Origin of the sequence: Kitasatospora sp. NPDC056138, from assembly GCF_042264695.1 — a bacterium.
Lineage (GTDB): Bacteria > Actinomycetota > Actinomycetes > Streptomycetales > Streptomycetaceae > Kitasatospora.
Map to the genome: position 1 here is coordinate 52,044 of NZ_JBHJVK010000018.1, position 23,626 is coordinate 75,669.

Here is a 23,626-nt window from a genome sequence, read left to right on the forward strand (position 1 = left end):
GCTGCGGAGGGTGCAACCGAAGCTCTAGAATGCGGCGTCCAGCGTGTGTAACGCGTGTGCGGGCGTCCCGTGGCGCCGACGTGTCGGCGTTGGTCCATTCACCGTCACCGCAGCCGTTCAGCCGTTCAGCCGTTCAGCCGTCCCGCTGGGCGCGCCGTCCGAGCGGCGTCCCCTGTCCCCGAGGCGCCCGTGTCGCAGGGGCACCCCCGAAAAATTACCGTTCGGGGGTGCTTTCTTGACGAGCGGATTGCCAGACCAAGGAATAGTCATGAAGGTCCATCACAGCTCCTCCCTGGGAGTGACAGGACAGTCCGATTCAGCCTCTACGCTGAGCTCCCATGAGCGTTCCCGTGTCCGTTGAGCCGTCACCTGAGCAGCCCCGTCGCCGGGGTCTGCAGACGCTGCGCAACCAAGCTTCCTCCGTCCCCCGAGCCTGGTTGCCGGGAGCCGTCGGATACGCCTGTCTGCTGATCGGCCTGCTGGACATCGCCAGCGCCGTCTTCCCGAGGATCCGGCACACCCGGGTGCACAGCTGGGCCGGGCAGATCCCGGGCAGCACCACCACGGTGGCCGCGGTCGGCACCCTGATGGTCGGCACCCTGCTCGTGCTGCTCGCGCACGCGCTGCGCCGTCGTAAGCGGCGCGCCTGGCGGGCGGTCGTGGTGCTGCTGCCGGTCGGTGCCGCGCTGCACCTGCTGCGTTGGCACCAGGTCGGCCCGGCGGTGGTCTCGCTGGCACTGTTCGTGGTGATCCTGGTGCACCGGCGCGAGTTCTACGCCAAGGCCGACCCGCGCACCCGCTGGCGGGCCGTGGTCAACCTGGTGGTCATGGGCGCCTTCAGCGTGGTGCTCGGCATGCTGATCGTGAGCGTCCACCCGAGCTCCGAGATCGGGCACCCGACCTTCGTGCAGCGGTTGAAGGAGACCCTGTACGGCCTGTTCGGCTTCGACGGTCCGGTCAGGTACCACACCGACCGGGTCACCGACCTGGTGGCGTACTCGCTCGGCGCGCTGGGCCTGATGACCGCCTTCATCTCGGCGTACCTGGCGCTGCGTCCGGAGAAGCCGGAGCCGGAGCTGAACGCCGAGGACGAGGAGAAGGTCCGGGCGCTGCTGGAGCGGCACGGGGCGCGCGACTCGCTCGGGTACTTCGCGCTGCGCCGGGACAAGAGCGTGCTGTTCTCGCCGACCGGCAAGGCGGCGATCTCGTACCGGGTGATCTCCGGCGTGATGCTCGCCTCCGGTGACCCGGTGGGTGACGTCGAGGCGTGGCCGGGCGCGATCAAGGTCTTCATGGCGGAGGCCCGTGAGCACGCCTGGGTGCCGGCCGTGGTCGGCTGCAGCGAGGTCGGCGGCGAGGTCTGGACCCGTGAGGCGGGACTGGACGCGCTGGAGCTGGGCGACGAGGCGATCGTGGACACCTCCGTCTTCTCGCTGTCGGGGCGCGCGATGCGCAACGTCCGCCAGATGGTGAAGCGGATCGAGCGCAACGGCTACTCCTGCAAGGTGCGCCGGGTCTCCGATCTGACGCTGGAGGAGAAGCGTCAGATCGCGGACGCCGCCGCCCGTTGGCGGGGTACCGACACCGAGCGCGGGTTCTCGATGGCGCTGGGCCGCTTCGGTGACCCGGGCGACGACAACTGCGTGGTCGTGACGGCGCACAAGGCTGCGGAGGAGGGCGAGAGCGCGGGTGCGGCCGGCGACGACCTGAAGGCCGTGCTGCACTTCGTGCCGTGGGGCAAGGACGGCATCTCGCTGGAGCTGATGCGGCGTGACCGGGCGGCCGATCCGGGCCTGAACGAGCTGCTGATCGTGGCGGCGCTGCAGGAGGTCCCGAACCTGGGCGTGAAGCGGGTGTCGCTGAACTTCGCGATGTTCCGTTCGGCGCTGGCCCGTGGTGAGCGGATCGGTGCGGGGCCGGTGCTGCGGGCCTGGCGCGGGCTGCTGGTCTTCCTCTCGCGCTGGTTCCAGATCGAGTCGCTGTACAAGTTCAACGCCAAGTTCCAGCCGGAGTGGGAGCCGCGCTTCCTGGTCTACCCGCAGACCCGGGACCTGCCGCGGATCGGCTTCGCCGTGATGCAGGCGGAGGCGTTCATCACGCTGGGCATGCCGAGGTTCGGCCGCAAGCGCCAGCGGCAGGGGCTGATGCCGGAGCAGGCGCAGGTCGGCGCGGTGACCGAGGCCGCGTGACCGAGGCCGCGTTAGCGCGGAGCGTGCGGCTGAGGCCGGTGTGTGGCAGCTGCGGCGCGGTCGGCGGCTGACGGCTGTCCGGTGACGGGTGGCCGATAGTGGATGACCGATGACGACTGACAGATTTTGAAATCTGTCAGTCGTCATCGCTTTTCCGGCCTCGCGCGGCTCGATAATGGCCGTATGATCCACCTTCCCGGCCTCCCCCGGCTCGACCGCTGTGCGGTCATGGGCATCGTCAACGTCACCCCCGACTCGTTCTCCGACGGCGGCCTGTGGCTCGATCCCGCCGCCGCCGTCGCCCACGGTCTGCGGCTCACCGCGAGCGGCGCCGACCTGGTGGACGTCGGTGGCGAGTCCACCCGTCCCGGGTCCCAGCGGGTCACCGAGGCCGAGGAGCTCCGCCGGGTGATCCCGGTGGTCCGCGAGCTGTCGGCGGCCGGGGTGGTGGTCAGCATCGACACCATGCGGGCGAGCGTCGCCGAGCAGGCGGTGGCGGCCGGCGCCCGGCTGATCAACGACGTCTCCGGCGGCCTGGCCGACCCGGCGATGGCCGAGGTGGTCGCGGACACCGGCGCGCCGTTCGTGGTGATGCACTGGCGCGGCCAGTCCGCCGACATGGACAGCCTCGCCGTCTACCGGGACGTGGTGGCCGATGTGGCCGCCGAGCTCGCGCAGCGGATGGAGGCGCTGCTGGCCGCGGGGGTGAAGGAGGAGCAGCTGATCCTCGACCCGGGCCTGGGCTTCGCCAAGACCAGCGAGCACAACTGGGCCCTGCTGGGCCGGCTGGACGCGCTCACCGCGCTCGGTCGCCCGGTCCTGGTGGCCGCTTCGCGCAAGCGGTTCCTGGGTACGCTGCTCGCCAACCCGGAAACCGGGGAGCCGCGTTCGGCCCGGCAGCGGGACGACGCCACGGCGGCGGTCTCGGCGCTCTCGGCCCAGGCCGGGGCATGGGCGGTCCGGGTGCACGACGTGGCCGGCACGGCCGACGCCGTACGCGTGGTCGCGGCCTGGCAACAGGCGGCACGGAGGGGGTAGCGGCTTGGCTCGGCTCTGGAGGAAGCATGGCGGGTGACGGCAGGGTGAGCGACACGGACCGCGAGGCGGCGCTGGAGCTGGACCGGGAGGCCGTGCTGGCGGCGAACCGGGCGCTCTACGAAGCGCTGGAGAACGGCGACCTGGAGGCCGTCGAGTCCATCTGGCTGGGCGCGGGCGAGGCCGACGACAAGGGCGGGGTGATCTGCGTCCACCCCGGCTGGCCGGTGCTGCGCGGACGGGCCCAGGTCACCCGCTCCTACATGTTGATCATGATGAACACGGAGTACATCCAGTTCTTCCTGACCGACGTGGAGGTCGAACTGCAGGGCGATGTGGCCCTTGTCACGTGCACCGAGAACATCCTCTCCGGCGGCGAGGCCGAGGAGGAGGGCGAGCTCGGTCCGCTGGTCGGCGGAAAGGTCGTCTCGACCAATCTGTTCCGTCGCACGGCGGACGGCTGGAAGCTCTGGTCGCACCATGGTTCACCCGTCCTGACCAGCGGAGACGACGAGGACGAGGACTGATCGCGAACCGTTTTTGCAAGGTGTGACCGGGGGCGGTGCACCTGTTCCGTGGACGGACACCCAACGTTCACGTCAATTGCCGATCCGGCGTGCGTGACGGGTGGGTGTGCCGGGTAGGACGGTCGGGGTCCGTGGGCGCTCGCAGGTAGATTCGATGCAGCGAGCGACCAGGCCCGCCACCCTGCCCCCTGGGCGGGGCCCGTCCAGGTGGGAGAACTGAGTTGCTGGACCGCGTCACCCTGCGGGGCCTGCGTGCCCGGGGCCATCACGGCGTCTTCGAGCGCGAGCGCATCGAGGGCCAGACCTTCGTGGTCGACCTCGTGCTGTTCCTGGACACCCGCCCGGCCGCCTCCGGCGACGACCTCTCCCGCACGGCCCACTACGGCATCGTCGCCGAGGAGGTCACCGCGATCATCGCCGGTGACCCGGTCGACCTGATCGAGACCCTCGCCCAGCGGATCGCCGACCAGTGCCTCAAGCACGAGGCGGTGGAGGAGGTCGAGGTGACCGTGCACAAGCCGGACGCCCCGATCACCGTTCCCTTCGACGATGTCACCATCACGATCCACCGGGGCCGCGCGTGACGCGAACCGCCCTGTCCTGTCCCACAGCCCGAGCCGTAGAGGGATACCGATGAGCACCGACCCGACCACCTCGCCGACCACGTTCGACCTGGAGCGCCGAGTCGACAGTGCCGACTCGACCCTGCACAACCCGCGGCACGCCGTGATCGCGCTCGGCAGCAACCTCGGCAACCGCCTGGAGACCCTCCAGGGCGCCGTGGACGCGCTGGAGGACACCCCCGGCGTCCGGATCACCTCCGTCTCCGCGGTCTTCGAGACCGAGGCCGTGGGCGGCCCCGACGAGCAGCCGAACTACTACAACGCCGTGGTCGTGCTGCGCACCACCCTGCCGCCGAGCTCGCTGCTGGAGCGCGCCAACGCCGTCGAGGACGCCTTCGGGCGGGTCCGCACCGTCCGCTGGGGCGCGCGCACCCTGGACGTCGACATCCTCGCGTACGAGGGCGTCACCAGCGACGACCCGCAGCTGCTGCTGCCGCACCCCCGGGCCCACGAGCGGGCCTTCGTGCTCGCGCCCTGGCTGGACGCCGAGCCGGACGGCGAGCTGCCGGGCCACGGCCGGGTCGCCGATCTGCTGAAGGGGCTGGGCGAGGAGGCCGGTGACGCGGTGCGGCGGCGCGAGGACATCCAGCTGCGGCTGCCCGAGTAGGCCCCGCGCGCTCCGTGCGCGCGGCAGGCCGTGCAGCGCCCCGTGCCGGGGCGCCGCGCGGCTGCCTTCCGGCCGGGAACGGGGCGTGCGCGGCCTCCGCGCACGCCGGATCGGGAACTCCGCGGTGCCGGTCGGCCGTACGAGTAAGTGATCGGAAGGGCTCGGCCCGGGTACGGTGGCCTGTGGCGCCGCCGTAGCGCGACCGTCCGTCAGATCCGTCCTCAGCCGTCGGCCGGGGCGCCCCAAGCCGTCGCGTCCGTCGGGAAGGAACTCCGTCCGCGTGAAGCCGCTCCGCCTCCGCCTGCTCCTGGGTATCGCCATCGTGGCGGCGGTGCTCTCCTGGGCAGGTGCCAAACTCTGGGACTCCTTCGGCCAGCTGCCCGGTGTGCCCACGGCTGCCCCGATCGTGCTGGCGGCGGTCGCCGTCGTCCTGCTCGCCACCGCGATCTCGCTCCGGGCCAGACTCAAGGCCGTACGGGAGCGGCAACCGGGCGCCAAGGGAGTGGATCCGCTGGGCGCGGCGCGGGCGGTGGTCCTCGGCCAGGCGAGCGCCCTGGTCTCGGCCGTGGTGACGGGCATCTACGGCGGTGTCGGCGTCTACCTGCTCGGCCTGCTGGACATCACCGCCCGCAAGCAGCAGGCCGTGACGGCCGGCTTCGCGGTACTGGCGGGCGCCGGTGTGATCGCCGCCGCGCTGTGGCTGCAGCACGTCTGCAGGCTTCCCGAGGACCACGACGACCCGTCCGGTCCGGCCGCCTCACCCCGTTGAGCCGGGCCCGGCCGGGCGGATCTGTCATGACGTCAGGTGATGGTTCGGGTACCTGACGTGGTTTCGGCGCGCTGTCAAGACCCGAAAGGGTGTCGCGGCTGACAGCGCCCCGATTCGCACGCTAGTTTCTTTGACATGTCACGCGGACGCCACCGTCAATCCTCCGTCCTCGGCCGGGCCGTACCTCCGATCGCAGCAGGTGCCCTTGTCGTCGCCGCGCTGGTCGCGCTGGTGGTCAGTCCCGATGAACCACTGGTGCGCTCGGTCGGTGTCGCGGCGGTGTTCGGCGCCGTCGGCATGGCGGTCCTGCTGCGCCAGCGGGACCGGACCGCCAAGCAGGCGGCCGAGGTCGCCGCCAACCGCCGCCTGGTGGCCGAGGAGCGCTACGAGGAGCAGATCGCCGAGGCCGAGTACGCGGCCGAGGTCGCCGAGGAGCGGGCCACCCGTTTCGGACGCCGCCTGACCGCCGAGAAGGCCCGGCTGGCCAAGGCCGAGACGGAGATCGCCCGGCTGCTCCGCGAGCGTGCCGTGGCCGTCGCCGAGCAGGCCCTGAAGGAGGCGGAGGCGGCCCAGCTGGCGCTTGCCGCGGCCCGCCCCAAGTACCCGGCCACTCCGGCGGCGTTCGTCCGCGCGGCGGCCGTACTGCGGCACCTGGAGCGCGAGGCCGAACGGGCCGAGGCGCGCCGGGAGGGCTCCGCGCGGGCCCAGCTGGCGCTGCGGCCCAAGGCGCAGACGGTTCCCGCCCTGGCAGCAGGGGCGACCCCGGCGGCGGAGGCGGCTGCGGGGACTGCCACCGTCCCGGGTGCGGCGACGGGTGCGGCGCGCCTGGTCCCGGTGGCGTCGGTGGCGCCGGCCGTTCCCGCCCTCCCGGCTGCGCCCGCGGCGCCTGCTGCGGCGGTTGCCCCGGTGTCGACCGGCCTCGTACCCCGGCTCGCGTCGGCTGCCGCTTCCGTCGGGCCGGCCGTGCCCGCTGCGGTGTCCGCCGGAACGGTGTCCGCAGGGGCGGTGGCGTCGGGGGCTCCCGTCGCGCCCACCGCTCCGGCCGGTCCCGTCGTGCCCCGGTCCGCGCGGCCGGAGGAGACGGCGGCCGTCGGGCCGGTCGGTGCTCCGACGCGCTCCGGCGGGCTGCCCGCCGTCGGCCCGCGGCCCGTCCGTCCGGCGCCGGCCGTGCCGCAGCCGGGCGCGCCCGAGCCGGTGATGCCGCAGCCGCGGGTTCTCGGCGGTGCCGTCCTGCCGCGTGCGCTCGGTGCGGCGGCTCCGGCTGCGCAGGCCGGTGCGGCCGTTCCTGCCGGTCGGCAGCGTCCGCGTCCGCAGGGGGCGGGCCGCTCCGCGGGATTCAGCTTCTTCGGACGACCCGGTGCCGTCCGTCCGGCCGCTCCGGCGGCCGCCGCGGGCGGTGTGGCGGAGCTGGGCGAGCGGGCCGAGCTGGCGGACCTGGCCGACGTGGTCGGGGACGAGGCGGTGGCCGAGAGCGCCCGGTACGCCGTCCCCGGGACGGACGAGGCGGCTGTCGAGGTCGCCGGGCAGGGCGTGCGGGAGCCGGAGGGCCAGCCCGGCCACACCCGCCCCGAGGTGGTCGACCTGACGCCGCACGACGAGACCGAGTACCTGGAGCTCCCCGAACTCCGTGCCGACCAGGGCCGGCAGCGGTAGCGGACGACAGCGGACGACGGCACGTACGACGGACGCCCGGCCCCCTTTCGCAGGGGGCCGGGCGTCCGTTCTGGGTACGGCGCGTCAGATCGCGACGCCGAAGTCCTGGGCGATGCCCGCGAGGCCGGAGGCGTAGCCCTGGCCGATCGCGCGGAACTTCCACTCGGTGCCGTTGCGGTAGAGCTCGCCGAAGATCATGGCGGTCTCGGTGGCGGCGTCCTCGGAGAGGTCGTAGCGGGCGATCTCGGCGCCGCCGGTCGCGTTGAGCACGCGGATGTAGGCGTTGCGGACCTGGCCGAAGTTCTGGCTGCGGGCCACCGCGTCGTAGATCGAGACCGGGAAGACGATCTTGATGGCCTCGGCGGGCAGACCGGCCAGGTTGACCTTGATCTGCTCGTCGTCGCCGTCGCCCTCACCGGTGCGGTTGTCGCCGGTGTGCACCACGGTGCCGTCGGGGGCACTGGTGTTGTTGAAGAAGACGAAGTGGCCGTTGGACAGCACCTTGCCGTCCGCGTTCAGCACGATCGCGCTGGCGTCCAGGTCGAACTCGGTGCCCGTGGTGGTCCGTACGTCCCAGCCGAGGCCGACGGTGACCGCGGTCAGGCCAGGGGCCTCCTTGGTCAGCGAGACGTTGCCACCCTTGGAGAGGCTGACTGGCATGGTGTGTGGTGTCCCTTCGTTGCTCTTGTAGGCAAAGAACGTAAAAGGGGCCGGGCATGGTTCCAGCCGGGCCGGATCGATCTGCTGTCACGGCCGCCGGTGCCGGGGCGCGGAGAGGGGGCCGGTCAGACCCGGGGAAACTTCCCCTGCAGCGACCAGATATTCGGGTTGTCGCCCAGTCCCTCGTGCAGCTCGGTCAGATCGGCGATCACGTCCTGCAGGAAGTCCCTTGCCTCCCGGCGCAGTTCGGCGTGGCGGACCACGGCCGGCGGGGTGTTCCGCCGCCAGGTCGCGCTGATCTCCACCAGGCCGAAGCGGCGGGCGAACCGCAGCAGTTCGGTGTTCTGGGTGAAGTCCAGGTCGAAGGTCTGCACGGCGGCGGCGCGGCTGCCGCGCACATCGAGGTCCAGTTCCTCGACGGAGTCGCAGAGCGCCCAGGCGAAGTCGAGCACCGGCACCCATCCCCAGGCTGTGGACAAGTCCTGGTCGTCCGCCTCCAGGAAGATGTCACCGCAGAACAGGTCGTACCGCAGGCTGCGCACCGAGGCGTTGCGGTAGTCGGTCTGCGGGGGGTCGGGGAACCGGTCGGAGAGGGAGTAGTCGAGCTCGATCACGTAGGCCATTGTCCGGCATCCGGCGCGGGGCATCCGGCGGCGGCGGACCGGGCGGACTTGTCCACAGCTGTGGACAAGTGGAGAAGCCGACAAAACGAGAAGGTGCCCGGTCGACGGGTGGATGAGCCGGGGGACGAGTCGGGCGGATAACCGGGTGACCGGGGCGCGGCGGGGCGGGATGATGGGGGCATGCCTGAGCCCATCCGCGTACGGGGGTCGGTGGTCGTCCCGGACGCCGAGCTCGTCTGGCGCTTCTCACGTTCGTCCGGCCCCGGTGGCCAGCACGTCAACACCTCCGACACCCAGGTCGAGCTGCGGTACGACCTGGCGGCTTCGGACGCCCTTCCGCGGGTGTGGAAGGAGCGGGCGCTGGAGCGGCTGGCCGGCCGGCTGGTGGACGGTCGGGTCCTGGTGGTCCGCGCCTCCGAGCACCGTTCGCAGTGGCGCAACCGCGAGGTCGCGGCAGCCCGGCTGGCCTCGCTGCTGGGGGAGGCCACGGCCCCGCCGCCGAAGGCCAGGCGGGCGACCAAACCGAGTCGGGGGATGGTCGAGCGGCGGCTGCAGAACAAGCGGCACCGGTCGGAGTTGAAGCAGGGGCGCGGACGGCCGTCGGAGTACTGAGCAACGGCGTTGCGGTCCGGCCGAGTTGACGGGTGCCCGGGTGATCGGGCGGTCAGGCGAGCTTGCGGTAGCCGCCGCGGAAGTAGAGCAGGGGCCGGGCGTCCGGGCTCGGCACCCGGGCGGCCAGTACCCGGCCGATCAGCAGGGTGTGGTCGCCGGCGCCGACCCGCTGCTCGGTGCGGCACTCGACCGTGGCGAGCGCGCCGTCGATCAGTGGCGCGTTGACGAACTCGCCGCGGTGGTGCGGGGCGTCGGCGAAGAGCAGGCGGTCGCTGAGGCGGCCCTTCATGGCGAAGCGCGAGGCGGTCGTCCGGTGCTCCTCGCCGAGCAGTGACACGGCCCAGGTGTCCACCCGGGAGAGCAGCTCGTCCATCCGGGAGTCCTCGCGCACCGAGACGAGCACCAGCGGCGGCTCCAGCGAGACCGAGAGGAACGAGGTCGCGGTCATGCCGACGTCCTCGCCGTCGGCCCCGCCTTCGGGGTCGTGGGCGGTCACCAGGGTGACGCCGGCGGCGAGCTGGGCCAGCGCGGACCGGAACTCGTCGGCGGTGGCGGTCGGGGCGGCGGAGGTGGGCCGTGGGGAGCTGTACACGTACCGCACGGTAGTCGGCGCGACGGGTGGGCGGCATCGGGCCCTGGTCGTAGGACTGTCTCGGGACCGCAGACCGATGGCGGGGGCTGACCGCGGTCCGGCCCCCGGCCCGAGGCCGATGCGGAACCCTCCGTGGGCCTTCTCGCCCGCAGGGGCGGCCGGTGGGCGGTCCCGGCCGTCAGGTGCCCTCAGCAGCAACTCCCGGCCGTCGGCCACCCAATAGTCGTGATTGTCCGGGAACGGCTGGGTATCGGGCAGATGAACTACATATGTACGCATAAGGGTTGTGTGATTTGGGTCACAAGTGGCGGCCTATTGTTGACCGAGCGTGCCGATCGCAGTGCTCGCTGTGATTCAGTTCTTCTGGCAATCGGACCATAACCAATCAAGAACTATCCGAAGCAGCCGGGGAGCCCCCGCATGGAAGCCGAGTCGGAGCCGTACGTCCGCCTGGCGACCCTCCGCACCTTGCACCGGGTCGTGGCGGACCTCAACGCTGCCCGCAGCCTGGCAGGCACCCTGCAGGCCGTGGTCGAGGGCGCGGTGCACGGACTCGGGTTCGACGCGGCTGCGGTCAGCCTGGTCCGGCCGGACGGCGATCTGGTGGTGGCCGCGGTCTGGGAGATCGAGGAGAGCGCGTTCGGCGGGCCCGCCGTGCTGCTCGGCCAGGTCGGCTCCCGGGAGTCCTGGGACCGGCTGCTGGGGGTCAGCGACCACTGGGGCACGCTGCGCTTCCTGCCGCACGACCGGGGCTGGGCGATCGGTCCCGACATCCCGCGCTGGACGGGCGACGGCCCGCTGCCGGTGTACGCCAACGACTGGCACCCCGCCGACGCCCTGCTCGCCCCGATGTACAGCGCCGGCGGCGACCTGCTGGGCGTCCTCTCGGTGGACCGTCCGCGCAGCGGGAAGCGCCCCGGCGCATGGACCCGCGAGGCCCTGGAGATGTTCTCCCTGCAGGCGTCCATCGCCATCGGCAACGCCAGGCTACGCGCGGAGATGCAGCGTGCGCTGGCCCGTCTGGAGAAGGAGCAGCAGGCGCTGCGGGCCAGCGAGGAGAGCTTCCGGCAGGCTTTCGAGTTCGCCCCGAGCGGGATGGCCATCACCGAGCTGCACGGTGCCGGGCGGGGCCAGTTGAGCCGGGTCAACGACGCGCTGTGCCGCCTGCTCGGCCGTCCCCGGGCCACCCTGCGCCAGCAGCGCTTCGCCGATCTGGTGCACCCCGACGACCTGGCGCTGCTGCACCGCACCAGTGCCGACGGCGGCCGGGCCGAACTGCGGCTCTCCCGGCGGGACGGCGGCTACCAGTGGGTCTGTCTGCGCAACTCCGTGGTGACCGACGCCGCCGAGGGGCCGAGCTTCCTGCTCACCCACGTCGAGGACATCGAGGACCGCAAGCGGCACGAGCTCCAACTCGCCCACCGGGCCAGCCACGACGCGCTCACCGGCCTGCCGAACAGCGCCGAGCTGCGGGCCAGGCTCGGCCGACGGCTGTGCGACCAGCCGCAGTTGCCGGGGCCGGCCGGGCACACCGCGGCCCACCCGGAGATCGGCTTCTCCCCGCCCGGGTACGTCCCGCCGGGCTACCCGCCGCCCGGGTACCCCGACCCGGCGTACGCGGATCCCGGCTACGCCGACCAGTCCCGCGCCGAGCCCGGCTACGCGGATCCGCTCGGGACGCCGCACACGGAGCCCGCGTACGCCGCCCAGGGCGTCTCGTGCGGCGGGCACGGCGGCTACGACGGGCTGGGTGTCCCGGCCACTCTGACGCACGGTTACGGCGCGCCTGACGGCTCCGGCCCGGGTGCCGACTCGCGCTCGCTGGAGCGGGACCGCGAGGACTTCGCCGCCGGGCGCCCGCTGGTCGGCAGGGAGGAGACCCCGCCGGACCACGTGCACGCGGTGGTGCCGTCCGAGGGTGCCGGCGGCGGTGAGTTGTGGAGCGGGGGGTTCCGGGGCGGCGGGGTCGAGAAGGGGCTCGCGGTGCTCTTCTGTGACCTGGACGGCTTCAAGTCGATCAACGACCGGTTCGGTCACAAGGCGGGCGACGCGGTCCTGATCGAGGTGGCCAGACGGCTCCAACAGGCGGTGCGCGAGGGCGACACGGTGGCCCGGCTGGGCGGGGACGAGTTCGTGGTGCTGGCCGACGGGATCGGCCGCGAGGAGGCCAAGGACCTCGCCGGGCGGCTGCGCAACGCGATCGTGCCGCCGATGCGGATCGACAACCGCACCACCCGGGTCGGCGTCAGCCTGGGGATCGGCTGGGCGGGCTGCGGAATGAGCATCGAGGAAGTCCTGCACGCCGCCGACGAGCGGATGTATGACGAGAAACGGGCGCGTGGAGGCGCTGTGAGGGGCGCGCGGGGAGAGCGTTCGCATCGTCGCGCGGGCTGAGCGCAGCTCAGGGCGCCTTTCCCTGCGGTCAGCTCCGGAAGGTAGGGTTCGCGGGTACGACCGTCACCACTGGCCCGTACGGCGCGCTGCCGTGCGGCGCGCTGCGATGGGGAGTTGACCACCGTGACCACGGACGGCAGCAACGGCGCGCCCGAGAGCGCGGCCAAGGACGACCCGTTCGCCTACCTCTACCGCCCGGCGGAGGGCGAATCGGCGCCCGACACGACCCCGGTACCGGGGCAGCCGCGTACGTCGTACGCGCGCCCGATGGAGGTCGGCCGGGCCCAGTACGGCCAGCAGCCGCGCCCGCCGTACGGGCAGCAGCAGCCGTCGGTGTCGCCGACCGTGCAGGTTCCGCAGCAGCCGAACCGCTACGCCGAGCACTCCCGCCCGCAGCCGGGCGAGGAGCGGTCCTCGGGCGGGCGCGGCAAGGCCGCGGTGATCGGTGTGGTGGCCGTGATCGCCGCGGTGGCGATCGGCGGCGGGATCGCGCTGTCCGGTGGCGACGCGGGCAAGTCCGACAACGGCGCCAAGCCGGCCAACAGCCACAGTGCACCGGCCAGTCAGGGTGCGAGCCCGAGCGCCGCGGGCTCGTCGGCCGCGCCCTCGGTGGCGCCGCCGTCCAAGGATCCGATCGCGGACGCGTCCAAGTTGCAGCTGCAGGGCGCCGCGGTGAGCAGCACCATCAAGAACGCGGTCTCCAAGGACGGCAGTTACGTCACCCTGACCGGCGGTCCCGGTTCGAGCCTGGCCTGGACGATCGCGGTGCCCACGGCGGGTCAGTACCGGTTCTGGGTGCACTACAACAACCCGGGCGCGGACATTCCCGCCACGGTGCTGGTGAACGGCACGGAGTCGGCCACCGGCCCGGTCATGCTGAAGAACTACACGCACTCCAGCGATCCCGACCAGGCGTGGACCCGGGGTGCCATATGGCCGCAGCTGCCCGCCGGGACCGTCACCCTCACGGTGTCGGTTCCGGCCGGGAGCAGCGTCGCGATCGACCAGGTGGCGATCAAGCAGTTCGCGGACAGCACCGCCCCCTGGTGACCACCCCCGCCAGGCGGGCCACCGTCTCGGCCATCGCGGTGCGGGCCGGGGCGAGGTACTTGCGCGGGTCGGTGACCCGGTCGTCCCCGGCCAGGTACCGACGGACGGCCGGGGTGAAGGCGGTGTTGAGCGCCGTACCGATGTTGATCTTCACCAGGCCGGCCGCGATGCCCGTCGACAGCTGATCGTCCGGTACACCGGAACTGCCGTGCAGCACCAGCGGGACGGGGACGGCGTCAGCCAGACGGCGGATCAGGTCGTGGTCGAGTGCGGCCGTCCGGGTGGTCATCGCGTGTGAACTTCCGACGGCCACCGCGAGGGCGTCCACCCCGGTGTCGGCGACGTAGCCGGCCGCCTCGCGGGGGTCGGTGCGGGCGCCGGGGGCGTGCGGGGAGAGCGGTGGCTCGCCGTCCTTGCCGCCGACCCGGCCCAACTCGGCCTCCAGGTGCAGGCCGTGCCGGTGGGCCCAGGCTGCGGCCTCGGCGGTGGCCTTGACGTTCTCGGCGTGCGGGAGGGCGGAGGCGTCGAACATGGCCGAGGAGAACCCGGCGGCGGGTGCCGCCCGGAGCAGTTCGACGTCCTCGACGTGGTCGAGGTGGAGCGCGAGCGGTACCCGGGCGGCGGCAGCGATCTCGGTGCAGGCGCGGGCCAGCGGCAGCAGCCGGCCGCCGTGGAAGGCGACGGCGTTCTGACTGATCTGCAGCACGGCCGGGGTGGCGGCGCGTTCGGCCCCGGAGGCGATCGCCTCGGCGTGCTCCAGGGTGATCACGTTGAAGGCGGGCAGGCCGCGGCGTGCGGACACGGCGGCGGCGAGCAGCTCGGCGGTACGGGCAAGAGGCATGGGTGTCCCCCGGAAGGTGGGTGGCGGGGCGCGGCGCCGCTACCCACCCCCGGTGGGACGGGAGGGCTCAGGCCGCGTGGGCGACCGTGTGCAGGCGGTCCGCGCCGACGATCCACTCGCCGCGGCGCATCACCGCGACGAGCTCGTAGGTGTCGGAGTCGAGGACGACGAGGTCGGCGTTCTTGCCTGCCTCCAGGGAGCCGATGGAGTCCGACAGGCCGAGCAGCCGTGCCGGGACGGTGGACAGGGACTGCACGGCCTGGCCGAGGCTCAGGCCGTTCACGGTGACGGAGCGCCTGAAGGCGACGTCCAGGGTGAGGGTGGAGCCCGCGATGGAGCCGCCCTCGACCAGGCGGGCGACCCCGTTCTCGACCCGGACCTGGAGCGGGCCGAGCGGGTAGAGCCCGTCGCCCATCCCGGCCGCGCCCATCGCGTCGGTGATCAGCGCGACCCGGTCCGGGCCCGCCGTGCCGTACGCGAGGTCCAGCACCGAGGGGTGCAGGTGGACGCCGTCGTTGATCAGCTCGACGGTGACCCGCTCGTCCTCCAGGAGGGCGACGATCGGTCCCGGGGCGCGGTGCTGGATGCCCGGCATCGCGTTGAACAGGTGGGTGGCGACGGTGGCTCCGGCGTCCACCGCCTCCAGCGTCTTGGCGTAGTCGGAGTCGGTGTGGCCGACGGCCGCGATGATGCCGAGGTCGGCGAGCATCCGGACGGACTCCAGGCCGCCCGGCAGCTCGGGGGCGAGGGTGAACATCCTGGCGTGGCCGCGTGCGGCGTCCGCCAGCTTGCGCACCAGTGCCGGGTCCGGGTCGCGCAGCAGGTCGGGGCGGTGGGCGCCGCACCGGCCGGGAGAGATGAACGGGCCCTCGAAGTGGATGCCTGCCAGGACGCCGTCCTCGACCAGCTCGGAGAGGACGGCCGCCTGGTGGCAGAGCTCGTCGATCTCACCGGTCACGGTGGAGGCCATCGTGGTGGTGGTGCCGTGTTCCAGGTGCGTACGGGCGACCTCGAGGGCCTCCTCGGCCACCCCGGAGGCGTACGAGGCGCCGCCGCCGCCGTGCACGTGCAGGTCGACGAAGCCCGGGACGACGGTGTGACCGGTCAGGTCGAGGTCGCCCGGCTCGCCGCCGCCACCGCCCGCGCGGGGCGCGCCGCTCGTCACCGTCGCGATGCGCGAGCCCTCGACGGTCAGCCGGCCGTGCTCGACGACACCGCCCGGCAGCACCAGCCGGGCGCCGGACAGTGCCGTACCAGCGGCGACGGTGGCGCCGCCGGCCCGAAGGCCGCAGGGCGCCGATTGATTCCGCGCGGTCGTCACGCGGTCACCTCCATGGAGAGCAGATCCCAGGCGAGCAGGCCCGCGCCCAGGGACGCGGCGGTGTCTTTGAGCATGGCCGGTACGACCTTCGGGGGCATCTGGAAGGTCAGCCGCTCGGCAACCGCCGCGCGCAGGGGCGTGAAGAGGGTGTCACCGGCCTCGGCCAGCCCGCCGCCGACGATCACGGTGGCGGGGTCGAGCAGGCTCTGGGCCAGCACGATCCCGTCCGCGAGGGCGTCCACGGCGTTCTGCCAGACCGCGATCGCGCGTTCGTCCCCGGCGTCGACGGCGACCGCACAGGCCGCCGCGTCCGCCGCGGCCTCGCCGCTCGCCTCGGCCCAGGCCCGGGAGACGGCCGAGGCCGACGCCAGGGTCTCCAGGCAGCCGCGGGCTCCGCAGCCGCAGGCCGGGCCGCCGGGCCGGACCACGACGTGGCCGATCTCGCCGCCGTAGCCGTGGGCGCCCGCTTCGATCCGTCCCTCGATGCCGATGGCTCCGGCGATGCCGGTGCCGAGCGCGACGAACAGGAAGCGGTCCACGCCGCGGCCGGCGCCGAGCCGTCCCTCCGCCAGTCCGCCGGAGCGGACGTCGTGGCCGAGGGCGATCGGTACGGCCGTGCCGTCCGGGCCGCCGAGGCGTTCGCCGAGCAGCTTGCGCATCGGCAGGTCCCGCCAGCCGAGGTTGGCGGAGAAGACCGCGATCCCGTTCTTCTCGTCGATCGTCCCCGGCACGGCGACGCCTGCGGCGAGCGCCGGGCAGCCGAAACGGCTGCAGCCCTCGTCGGCCAGGTCGGCGGCGAAGTCGAGGATGGCGGCGACCACGGCGTCGGTGCCGCGCTCCCGCCCGGTCGGTCGGCGTGCTTCGAACAGCACGGAGCCGTCCTGGGCGAGTAGCGCGGCCTTCATGCCGGTGCCGCCCACATCGAGTGCGATGACGTGCTTCACGGGTGACAGTGTCCCTTGACCAGGTCGAAGAGGTCTAGTCCAGTTGCCGGATTGGTCTGGTCCAGCGGGGGTGAGCTTTGTCGCCATCGGAGGTGCACCGGGTGCTCTCCAGAACCGTGGGCAACCTTCCTTCCTGTTGCACCGCGCCGGTGCGGGCAAACGTGGGGTGGTGGGGGAACCGGACGGTGGGGCGGGCGCGGGGCCGGCGGGCGCGCGGGGAAGCGCGCGACCGGGCGCGCTCGGGGCGGCGCGTCCCGCCTCCCCGGCGGGGCCGCCGGCCCTGCCGCGAATCGTCGGACGGGCCTCAGGCGAGGATGACCGAGCGGGTGAGGCTGCGCGGCTCGTCGGGGTTCAGGCCGCGGGCCCCGGCCAGCGCCACGGCCAGCCGCTGCACCCTGACCAGGTCGGCGAGCGGGTCGAGGCCGCCGGCGCCGGAGTCGGCCACCAGCAGCGCCCCGGTGCGGGCGACGTCCGCCGCCAGTCCTGGCGGCAGCTCGCCGAGGGACCAGACCGCCCGCCCCGGGGCGGCGACGCTGATCGGCCCGTGCCGGTACTCCATCGCCGGGTACGCCTCGGTCCAGGCGGTGGCGGCCTCGCGCATCTTGAGCCCGGCCTCCTGGGCGAGTCCGTACGTCCAGCCCCGGCCGAGGAAGGTGACCTGTTCGGCGGCGAGCAGCCCCTCGGGCAGCGGCTCGGCGAGCGCCCGCTCGGCGTCGTCGGCGGCCCGCGGCACGCTCGCGACACCCGCCGGGAGCGCGTCCTCCAGCTCCAGGTGGGCGCGGAGCAGGGCGAGCGCCGTGGTGGCGAAGCGGGTCTGCACCACCGAGCGCTCGTCGGCGAAGTCCAGCACCAGCAGCTGGTCGGCGGCCCCGGCGATCGGGGTGTCCGGGTCACCGGTGACGGCCGCGGTCGGCGCCTTGGCCCGGCCGAGTACGTCGAGCACCTCGGTGGTGGTGCCCGAGCGGCTGATCGCCAGGATCCGGTCGTAGCCGCGGCCGGGCGGGAACTCGGAGGCCGCGAGGGCGTCCGTCTCGCCGTGCCCGCCGGCCTCCCGCAGGGCGGCGTACGCCTGGGCCATGAACCAGGAGGTGCCGCAGCCGATCACCGCGACCCGCTCGCCGCGCTGCGGCAGGGCGAGGGACGCCTCGGCGGCGAGTGTCGCGGCGCGGCGCCAGTTCGCGGGCTGGGTGGCGAGCTCCTCGCCGGTCAGGGAAGTCAAAGCCATGGGTGCGAGCTCCTCGGAGTGCTCAGGTCCATTGCTGCGGATGCGCCGACGGGCCGGCCCGCCGATCGTGAGTGCGTGAAGCTGATTGATTTATAGCCCTTTCGCGCATGATTGCGCAATGCTATGACAGGGCGTCCGGTTCGTGGCGGGCCTCCGACAACGCTTGGACCGGCTGCGGTGTGCAAAGCTGTCCAGGCTTCGCGCACCCGGCTCCGCGCACCCGCGCGGGGCGGTCGCGGCGTCGGCGCGGGACCGGTGCGCGACGTCGGCACAGGATCGGTACAGGAGGGGCGGCCCAGCGTGTCCAGGTACGAGCGGTGGAACGCCCTGCTGGAACTGCTTGCCGAGCACGGCAAGCTGGAGGTCGAGGAGGCCGCCGAGGCGCTGGACGTCTCCGCCGCCACCATCCGGCGCGACCTCGACCAGCTCGCCCGCCAGCAGATGGTCACCCGCACCCGGGGCGGCGCGGTGGCGCACAACGTCTCCTACGACCTGCCGCTGCGCTACAAGACCGCCAGGAACGCCGACGCCAAGCAGCGGATCGGCGCCGCCGTGGCCGACCTGATCGCGGTCGGCGAGGTGGTCGGCCTCAACGGCGGCACCACCACCACCGAGGTGGCCCGCGCGCTGGCTGTCCGCCCCGATCTGGCCGAACGGCCGGAGAGCGGCCCCGGGCAGAGCGTCACCATCGTCACCAATGCGCTGAACATCGCCAACGAGCTGACGGTCCGCCCGCAGGTGAAGATCGTGCTGACCGGCGGTGTCGCACGCCCTCAGTCGTACGAGCTGATCGGCCCGCTGGCCGGGCTGGTCCTGGGCGAACTCACCCTGGACGTCACGGTGTTGGGCGTGGACGCGCTGGACGCCGAGCACGGTGCGACCGCCCACCACGAGGGTGAGGCCAGCGTCAACCGGCTGCTCGCCGAACGGGCCCGCCGGGTCGTGGTGGCCGCGGACTCCTCCAAGCTGGGCCGTCGGGCCTTCGCCCGGATCTGCGGTGTCGACCGGATCGGCACCCTGGTCACCGACGAGGGCGTCAGCCCCGAACTCGCCGCCGCCTTCACCGAGGCCGGTGTCCGGGTGATCGCGGTCTGACAACTCCGGGGGCAGCCCGGGGAGGGAGTTCTGTCCCGGTTCGCCGGACCCCGGTTGCACGGAGTGCAACGCGGCGGCGCACCTCGATAAATACCCGCCGGTAGGTCTGGACCGCCACGTCAGGGCGCTGACAGTGTGGCCGCCCTCCCCACCCGAAGGCGGTATCCCCGTTGAACACCCCTGCCCGCACGTCCCGCCGCCGGCCGGCCCTGGCCGCCGTGCTCGCCGCCGTACTGGTGAGCAGCGGCTGCGGGACCCTCGTCTCCCAGGCCGGCGGAACGGTCACCCTCAAGCTGGTCGCCGCCGACTACGGGGACAGCGAGGCGACCAGCTCCAGCCACTACTGGGACGAGCTGGTCCGGCGGTTCGAGAGCGCCGACCCGTCGATCAGGGTCTCGGTCGAGGTGGTCGACTGGAACGACATCGACAACCGGGTCGCGGACCTGATCGCCAAGGGCGACACGCCCGACCTCGTCCAGACCGGCGGCTTCGCCGACCAGGTCGCCGCCGGGCGGCTCTACCCCGTCGGCGACGTGCTCACGATCGACACCCAGGCCAATCTGATCGACGCCTTCGCCAAGGCCGGGCAGGTCGTCGGCAGCCAGTACGGCATCCCCTTCGCGGCCTCCACCCGGGCCTTCTTCTACAACAAGGAGATCTTCGCCGAGGCCGGTATCACCGAACCCCCCGTCACCTGGGAGGACCTGCGCAAGGACGCCGCGCAGATCCACGGCAGGGTGCCCGGCGTCACGCCGTACGCACTGCCGCTGGGACCCGAGGAGGCCCAGGCCGAGTCGATGATGTGGACCATGAGCGGCGGCGGCGGCCTCTCCGACAGCGCGGGCAACTACAGCATCGACAGCCGGCAGAACCGGGCCACCTTCGGCTGGCTGCGCACCAACCTGGTGGACGCCCACCTCACCTATCCCGACCCCGGGTCGGTCGACCGCAAGACGGCCTTCGCCGACTTCGCGGCCGGCAGGGTCGCGATGCTCAACGGCCATCCTTCGCTGATGCAGAAGGCCAACGCCGCCGGCCTCGAGTACGGCACGGCGCCCATTCCGCGCAAGAACGCCCAGGACAAGGTCGGCACCCTCGGCGTCGCGGACTGGATGATGGCCTTCAAGGCCAACGGGCACCGGGCCCAGATCAAGAAGTTCCTCTCCTTCGTCTACCAGAAGGAGAACACCCTCAAGTTCGACGAGATCTACAACCTGCTCCCGGTCACCCAGGACACCCGCGACGAGATGACCGCCAGCGGGATGCGCGAGGACCTCAAGAGCTTCCTGGCCACCCTCCCCAGCGCCAGCTTCTACCCGGTCGGCGACCCGTCCTGGGAGAAGGTGAGCGCCATGATCAAGAAGGGCATCGGCGGCGCGGTGCGCGACGGCGGCGACCAGGTCCTCGCCGCCCTGCAGAAGTCGGCGGCCCAGGCGGCCGCCGAAGCGCACCACTAGCGGCCGCCCGGCCGACCGGCCGGGCAGGGGTGTCGGACCTCGGGGCGCGGGGAGCCGGGCGAGTCGGAGGACACCGACGTTCGCGCCCGGCTCCCCGCGCCCCGGCGGGCAAGCGCCGTGCTCAGTCGGTGCCGAGGGTGATCGAGTACGCCTTGCGCAGGGTCTCGTGGACGGTCCAGGTGGTGCGGTCGCCCTCGCGCAGTACGGCGAAGTCGCCCGGGCCGACGTGCAGGGTCGGTCCGCCCTCGATCTCGACGGTGGCGCGCCCGCTGACCACCACGAACAGCTCGTCCGCCTCGACGTCGGTCACCACGCCCGGGGTGATCTGCCAGACCCCGTGCAGCCGGCGTCCGTCCTCGGACTCCCAGAGCACCTTGCCGGTGACCTCCGGGCTGCCGGAGACGATCTGGGCGGGGTCGAGCGGCTCGGGTTCGAGGTCGAGGTCGGGAACGTGCAGTGCGAAGCTGTTGGTCATGGCACCGACGCTAGCCGGACGGCGGGTCCGGTGGGGACGGCAGAGTGTGTCCGAGCGGCCGGGCAGAATGACACTTCGTAGCGAGTCCGAGGCGAGGTGGGTGCGGTGGCCGCTCTGAGTGAACGCGAACTGGCGGTGCTCGCGCTGGAGGCCCGGCCGTGGCGGACGGCGGGCGCCAAGGAACGTGCCATCCGGGAGGAGCTCGACCTCTCGGCAACCCGGTACTACCAGCTGCTGAACGGCCTCCTGGACCGGCAGGAGGCGCTCGCGCACGACCCGGTGCTGGTCAACCGGCTCCGCCGGATCCGGGAGACCAAGCGCGCGGAGCGGTAGCGGCCGGCCCCGACGGGGTCCGGCGCGTGGTCCGGCGGTGGATGCGTCCGGGCTGGGTAGGGTCTGGGCATGGGGATGACTGAGCAGTCGGCACCGAGTACCCCGGCCGGACGCGCGGGCCTGGCGGCCCTGTTGGCGGCGCCCGCCGAGGCCGTGATCGCCCTCGACTTCGACGGGACCCTGGCCCCGATCGTGCCCGACCCCGACCAGGCGCGTGCCCATCCCGAGGCGGTGGCCGTGCTCTCCAGGCTGGCCCCGCTGGTCGGCGCGGTGGTCGTGGTGACGGGTCGGCCGGCGGCCGTCGCCGCGCGGTACGGCGGCTTCGCGGGCGTCCCCGGGCTCGGACACCTCACCGTGCTCGGCCAGTACGGTGCCGAGCGCTGGGAGGCCGCCACCGGTGAGCTGACCGCCCCCGAACCGCCGGCCGGTGTGGCCGCCGCCCGGGCCGAACTGCCCCGGGTGCTGGAGCGGGCGGGCGCCCACCCCGGTACCTGGGTGGAGGACAAGGGCCGTGCGCTCGGCGTCCACACCCGTCGTACCGACGCCCCCGGCGCCGCGCTCGACCTGCTCCGCGAACCGCTCGGCCGGCTCGCCGCCGGCCACGGACTGATGGTCGAACCCGGCCGCTACGTCCTGGAGTTGCGCCCGCCCGGGGTGGACAAGGGTGCGGCGCTGACCGCCTTCCTCGCCGAACGCCCGGCCGTCGGCGCGGTGCTGTACGCCGGGGACGACCTCGGCGATCTGCCCGCGTACGCGGCCGTCGAGAAGCGCCGTACGGACGGCCGGCCCGGACTGCTGGTGTGCAGCGGCGGGACCGTGGCGGGTGAACCACAGGTCGGTGAACTCGCCGAGCGGGCCGACCTGTTGGTGTCCGGTCCGACCGGACTGGTCGCGCTGCTGGCCGAGTTGGCCGACCGGATCGGCTCGGGGCGCTGATCCGGCCGGCGCCGGCCGTGCGGGCGCGGGCGTGTCCTCGAGGACGCCTGGGCCCCTGGCACGGAGCCTCAGTCCAGGGCGTGGAGCTGGTCCAGGAACCACTGCTGGGGCGGCAGCGCGGTCGAGGCCGCAGCCAGCCGCTTGGTGCGGTCCGCGCGTTCGTGACCGGGCATGGTCAGGCCCCGGTGCAGGGCCTCGGCGGTGGCGACGATGTCGTACGGGTTCACCGTGATGGCGTCGTCGGCGAGTTCGGCGCAAGCGCCCGCCTCGCGGGAGAGCACCAGGGCGCAGCCCGCGTCGGAGACCACCGGGACCTCCTTGGCGACCAGGTTCATGCCGTCCCTGATCGGGTTGACCAGGGCCACGTCGGCGAGCCGGTAGGCGGCCAGCGAGCGCGGGAAGTCGTCGTCGACGTGCAGGATCAGCGGGCGCCAGGTGGCCGTCCGGAACTCGTCGTCGATCTCCTGCGCGATGCGCCGGACGGCGGCCGTGTACTCGCGGTACTCGGGCAGGTCGTGGCGCGAGGGGTAGGCGAAGGCGACGTGCACCACCCGGTCCCGCCACTCGGGGCGGGTGCGGAGCAGGTGCCGGTAGGCGAGCAGACCGCGGACGATGTTCTTGCTCAGCTCGGTGCGGTCCACCCGGACGACGGTCCGGCGCGGCGCCCCGTCCGCGGAGCGGCCGACCGCCTCGCGCAGGGTGGCCAGCTGGGCGTCCACGTCCGGCCGGTGGGCGCGCGAGCGGAGGAAGTCCGCGTCGGCGCCGAGGCCGTGGACGCCGAGCCGGGTGGTGCGCCCGGCGTGCGTGACGGTGAGGGCGTCCCGGTCCACCGTCGCGCCGAGCACCGCCTCGCAGCAGTCGGCGAAGGCGAGTGCCCACCGGAGGGTCAGGAACGCCGCGCGGTCGGCGCCGAGGATGCCCGCGAGCACCGCCTCGGCGACGTCGTCCGGCAGCATCCGGTAGTACTCCGGCGGGGCCCACGGGGTGTGCGAGAAGTGCCCGATGCGCAGGTCGGGGCGGAGCGCGCGGAGCTGGGTCGGGGCCAGGGAGAGGTGGTAGTCCTGGACGAGCACCACCGCGCCGGGGGCCGCCTCGGCGGCCAGCGCCCGGGCGAAGGCGGAGTTGTACGCGCCGTAGGACTCCCACTCGCGGCGGAACCGGTCGTCGAAGAGCGGCGAGACGGGGGTGTCGTACAGCAGGTGGTGGACGAACCACAGAGTGGAGTTGGCGATGCCGTTGTAGGCACGGCGGAAGGTGTCCGGATCGATGTCGAGCATCCGGACGGCCTGGCCGCCGACCTCGAAGCCGCCTAGGTCGAGCCGGCCGTCGGGGGACCGGCGGGCCGCCGCGCGGTCGGCGTCGCCGAGCGCCGCGCAGACCCAGACCGAGGACGGGTCGTCGATCGCGGAGAGCCCGGAGACCAGGCCGCCGCCGCCTCGGCGCAGGGTCAGCGATCCGTCGTCCTCGAGGGTGAAGGACACCGGGCCGCGGTTCGAGGCCACCAGGATCGGGGCCCTGCCGGTCGGATTCGAACGTTCGGTCGCGAGATCGCCCATGTCTTGAACCTTGCCGGGCCCGGGGTGCCGGAAACCCTCCGGGTCGGGACACCCGCCGGGGCCGGGGCGAACGGATCGGGGGCGCGCGGAACCGCGCACATCGAAGGTG

Annotated in this window: 23 protein-coding genes; 14 read left to right on the top strand and 9 right to left on the bottom strand. The window is 73.2% G+C overall.

Features of this window, described 5'->3' with window-relative positions; all coding sequences use genetic code 11:
- Nucleotides 1-338 precede the first annotated feature (338 nt).
- From ACFC1R_RS14200 to ACFC1R_RS14230, 7 genes are all read left to right on the top strand, one after another.
- A complete protein-coding gene (locus ACFC1R_RS14200; RefSeq protein WP_375937950.1) occupies nt 339-2,189 on the top strand; it encodes a phosphatidylglycerol lysyltransferase domain-containing protein in 1,851 nt (616 codons plus the stop codon).
- A gap of 183 nt (nt 2,190-2,372) precedes the next feature.
- Nucleotides 2,373-3,227, top strand: a complete 855-nt coding sequence (gene folP / locus ACFC1R_RS14205) for a dihydropteroate synthase (RefSeq protein WP_375937953.1) — start codon at nt 2,373-2,375, stop codon at nt 3,225-3,227.
- A gap of 26 nt (nt 3,228-3,253) precedes the next feature.
- Nucleotides 3,254-3,751 carry a nuclear transport factor 2 family protein gene (locus ACFC1R_RS14210; protein ID WP_045306247.1) on the top strand — a complete coding sequence of 166 codons (498 nt, stop codon included), beginning with the start codon at nt 3,254-3,256 and terminating at the stop codon, nt 3,749-3,751.
- A gap of 224 nt (nt 3,752-3,975) precedes the next feature.
- Nucleotides 3,976-4,335, top strand: coding sequence for a dihydroneopterin aldolase (gene folB, locus ACFC1R_RS14215; RefSeq protein WP_045306251.1), 360 nt, complete (start codon nt 3,976-3,978; stop codon nt 4,333-4,335).
- A 49-nt stretch (nt 4,336-4,384) separates the two neighbouring features.
- The gene (gene folK / locus ACFC1R_RS14220) at nt 4,385-4,981 is read left to right on the top strand and encodes a 2-amino-4-hydroxy-6-hydroxymethyldihydropteridine diphosphokinase (protein WP_375937956.1); all 597 of its coding nucleotides are present in this window, start codon (nt 4,385-4,387) and stop codon (nt 4,979-4,981) included.
- Nucleotides 4,982-5,261: 280 nt separating this feature from the next.
- Entirely contained in the window at nt 5,262-5,750 is a 489-nt protein-coding gene (locus ACFC1R_RS14225) for a DUF3180 domain-containing protein (RefSeq protein WP_375937959.1), read from the top strand.
- A 135-nt stretch (nt 5,751-5,885) separates the two neighbouring features.
- On the top strand, nt 5,886-7,403 hold the full coding sequence (locus ACFC1R_RS14230) for a hypothetical protein (RefSeq protein WP_375937962.1): 1,518 nt from the start codon (nt 5,886-5,888) through the stop codon (nt 7,401-7,403).
- A gap of 84 nt (nt 7,404-7,487) precedes the next feature.
- On the opposite strand, the gene ACFC1R_RS14235 is transcribed toward ACFC1R_RS14230, so the two are convergent.
- Both ACFC1R_RS14235 and ACFC1R_RS14240 read right to left on the bottom strand, forming a co-directional pair.
- Nucleotides 7,488-8,063, bottom strand: a complete 576-nt coding sequence (locus ACFC1R_RS14235) for a TerD family protein (protein WP_375937965.1) — start codon at nt 8,061-8,063, stop codon at nt 7,488-7,490.
- Between the two features lie 125 nt (nt 8,064-8,188).
- On the bottom strand, nt 8,189-8,677 hold the full coding sequence (locus tag ACFC1R_RS14240) for a hypothetical protein (RefSeq protein WP_375937968.1): 489 nt from the start codon (nt 8,675-8,677) through the stop codon (nt 8,189-8,191).
- A 189-nt stretch (nt 8,678-8,866) separates the two neighbouring features.
- Between ACFC1R_RS14240 and arfB the strand changes: the two genes are divergently transcribed.
- Entirely contained in the window at nt 8,867-9,298 is a 432-nt protein-coding gene (arfB, locus tag ACFC1R_RS14245; RefSeq protein WP_375937970.1) for an alternative ribosome rescue aminoacyl-tRNA hydrolase ArfB, read from the top strand.
- A 52-nt stretch (nt 9,299-9,350) separates the two neighbouring features.
- Here the strand turns inward: arfB and ACFC1R_RS14250 are convergent, their stop codons facing one another.
- Nucleotides 9,351-9,890: a flavin reductase family protein gene (locus ACFC1R_RS14250; protein ID WP_375937972.1), complete on the bottom strand. Its 540-nt coding sequence runs from the start codon at nt 9,888-9,890 to the stop codon at nt 9,351-9,353.
- Nucleotides 9,891-10,310: 420 nt separating this feature from the next.
- Between ACFC1R_RS14250 and ACFC1R_RS14255 the strand changes: the two genes are divergently transcribed.
- Both ACFC1R_RS14255 and ACFC1R_RS14260 read left to right on the top strand, forming a co-directional pair.
- A complete protein-coding gene (locus tag ACFC1R_RS14255) occupies nt 10,311-12,284 on the top strand; it encodes a diguanylate cyclase domain-containing protein (protein WP_375937974.1) in 1,974 nt (657 codons plus the stop codon).
- A gap of 123 nt (nt 12,285-12,407) precedes the next feature.
- Nucleotides 12,408-13,334, top strand: coding sequence for a CBM35 domain-containing protein (locus ACFC1R_RS14260; RefSeq protein WP_375938117.1), 927 nt, complete (start codon nt 12,408-12,410; stop codon nt 13,332-13,334).
- Here ACFC1R_RS14260 and ACFC1R_RS14265 read toward each other — a convergent pair.
- From ACFC1R_RS14265 to ACFC1R_RS14280, 4 genes are all read right to left on the bottom strand, one after another.
- Nucleotides 13,300-14,175, bottom strand: coding sequence for a ketose-bisphosphate aldolase (locus ACFC1R_RS14265; RefSeq protein ID WP_375937975.1), 876 nt, complete (start codon nt 14,173-14,175; stop codon nt 13,300-13,302). The two genes, ACFC1R_RS14260 and ACFC1R_RS14265, sit on opposite strands and share 35 nt — an antisense overlap.
- Before the next feature lie 67 nt (nt 14,176-14,242).
- Nucleotides 14,243-15,421 (bottom strand): N-acetylglucosamine-6-phosphate deacetylase, encoded by a 1,179-nt coding sequence (gene nagA, locus ACFC1R_RS14270; protein ID WP_375938120.1) that lies wholly within the window; start codon nt 15,419-15,421, stop codon nt 14,243-14,245.
- Between the two features lie 71 nt (nt 15,422-15,492).
- Complete coding sequence (locus tag ACFC1R_RS14275) at nt 15,493-16,440, bottom strand: ROK family protein (protein ID WP_375937977.1); 948 nt, start codon at nt 16,438-16,440, stop codon at nt 15,493-15,495.
- Nucleotides 16,441-16,744: 304 nt separating this feature from the next.
- Nucleotides 16,745-17,665 (bottom strand): SIS domain-containing protein, encoded by a 921-nt coding sequence (locus ACFC1R_RS14280; RefSeq protein WP_375937979.1) that lies wholly within the window; start codon nt 17,663-17,665, stop codon nt 16,745-16,747.
- Nucleotides 17,666-17,965: 300 nt separating this feature from the next.
- On the opposite strand from ACFC1R_RS14280, the gene ACFC1R_RS14285 reads away from it, so the two are divergent.
- The gene (locus ACFC1R_RS14285; RefSeq protein WP_375937981.1) at nt 17,966-18,760 is read left to right on the top strand and encodes a DeoR/GlpR family DNA-binding transcription regulator; all 795 of its coding nucleotides are present in this window, start codon (nt 17,966-17,968) and stop codon (nt 18,758-18,760) included.
- A gap of 170 nt (nt 18,761-18,930) precedes the next feature.
- Nucleotides 18,931-20,217 (top strand): extracellular solute-binding protein, encoded by a 1,287-nt coding sequence (locus ACFC1R_RS14290; RefSeq protein ID WP_375937984.1) that lies wholly within the window; start codon nt 18,931-18,933, stop codon nt 20,215-20,217.
- Between the two features lie 121 nt (nt 20,218-20,338).
- Here the strand turns inward: ACFC1R_RS14290 and ACFC1R_RS14295 are convergent, their stop codons facing one another.
- Nucleotides 20,339-20,692 carry a cupin domain-containing protein gene (locus ACFC1R_RS14295; protein ID WP_375937986.1) on the bottom strand — a complete coding sequence of 118 codons (354 nt, stop codon included), beginning with the start codon at nt 20,690-20,692 and terminating at the stop codon, nt 20,339-20,341.
- A gap of 105 nt (nt 20,693-20,797) precedes the next feature.
- Here ACFC1R_RS14295 and ACFC1R_RS14300 point away from each other — a divergent pair, with 105 nt between their 5' ends.
- Both ACFC1R_RS14300 and otsB read left to right on the top strand, forming a co-directional pair.
- Nucleotides 20,798-21,025 (top strand): DUF3263 domain-containing protein, encoded by a 228-nt coding sequence (locus ACFC1R_RS14300; protein ID WP_375937989.1) that lies wholly within the window; start codon nt 20,798-20,800, stop codon nt 21,023-21,025.
- Between the two features lie 69 nt (nt 21,026-21,094).
- The gene (otsB, locus tag ACFC1R_RS14305) at nt 21,095-21,961 is read left to right on the top strand and encodes a trehalose-phosphatase (protein WP_375937991.1); all 867 of its coding nucleotides are present in this window, start codon (nt 21,095-21,097) and stop codon (nt 21,959-21,961) included.
- A 68-nt stretch (nt 21,962-22,029) separates the two neighbouring features.
- Here otsB and ACFC1R_RS14310 read toward each other — a convergent pair whose 3' ends face one another.
- Nucleotides 22,030-23,517, bottom strand: a complete 1,488-nt coding sequence (locus ACFC1R_RS14310) for a trehalose-6-phosphate synthase (protein WP_375937993.1) — start codon at nt 23,515-23,517, stop codon at nt 22,030-22,032.
- Nucleotides 23,518-23,626 lie beyond the last annotated feature (109 nt).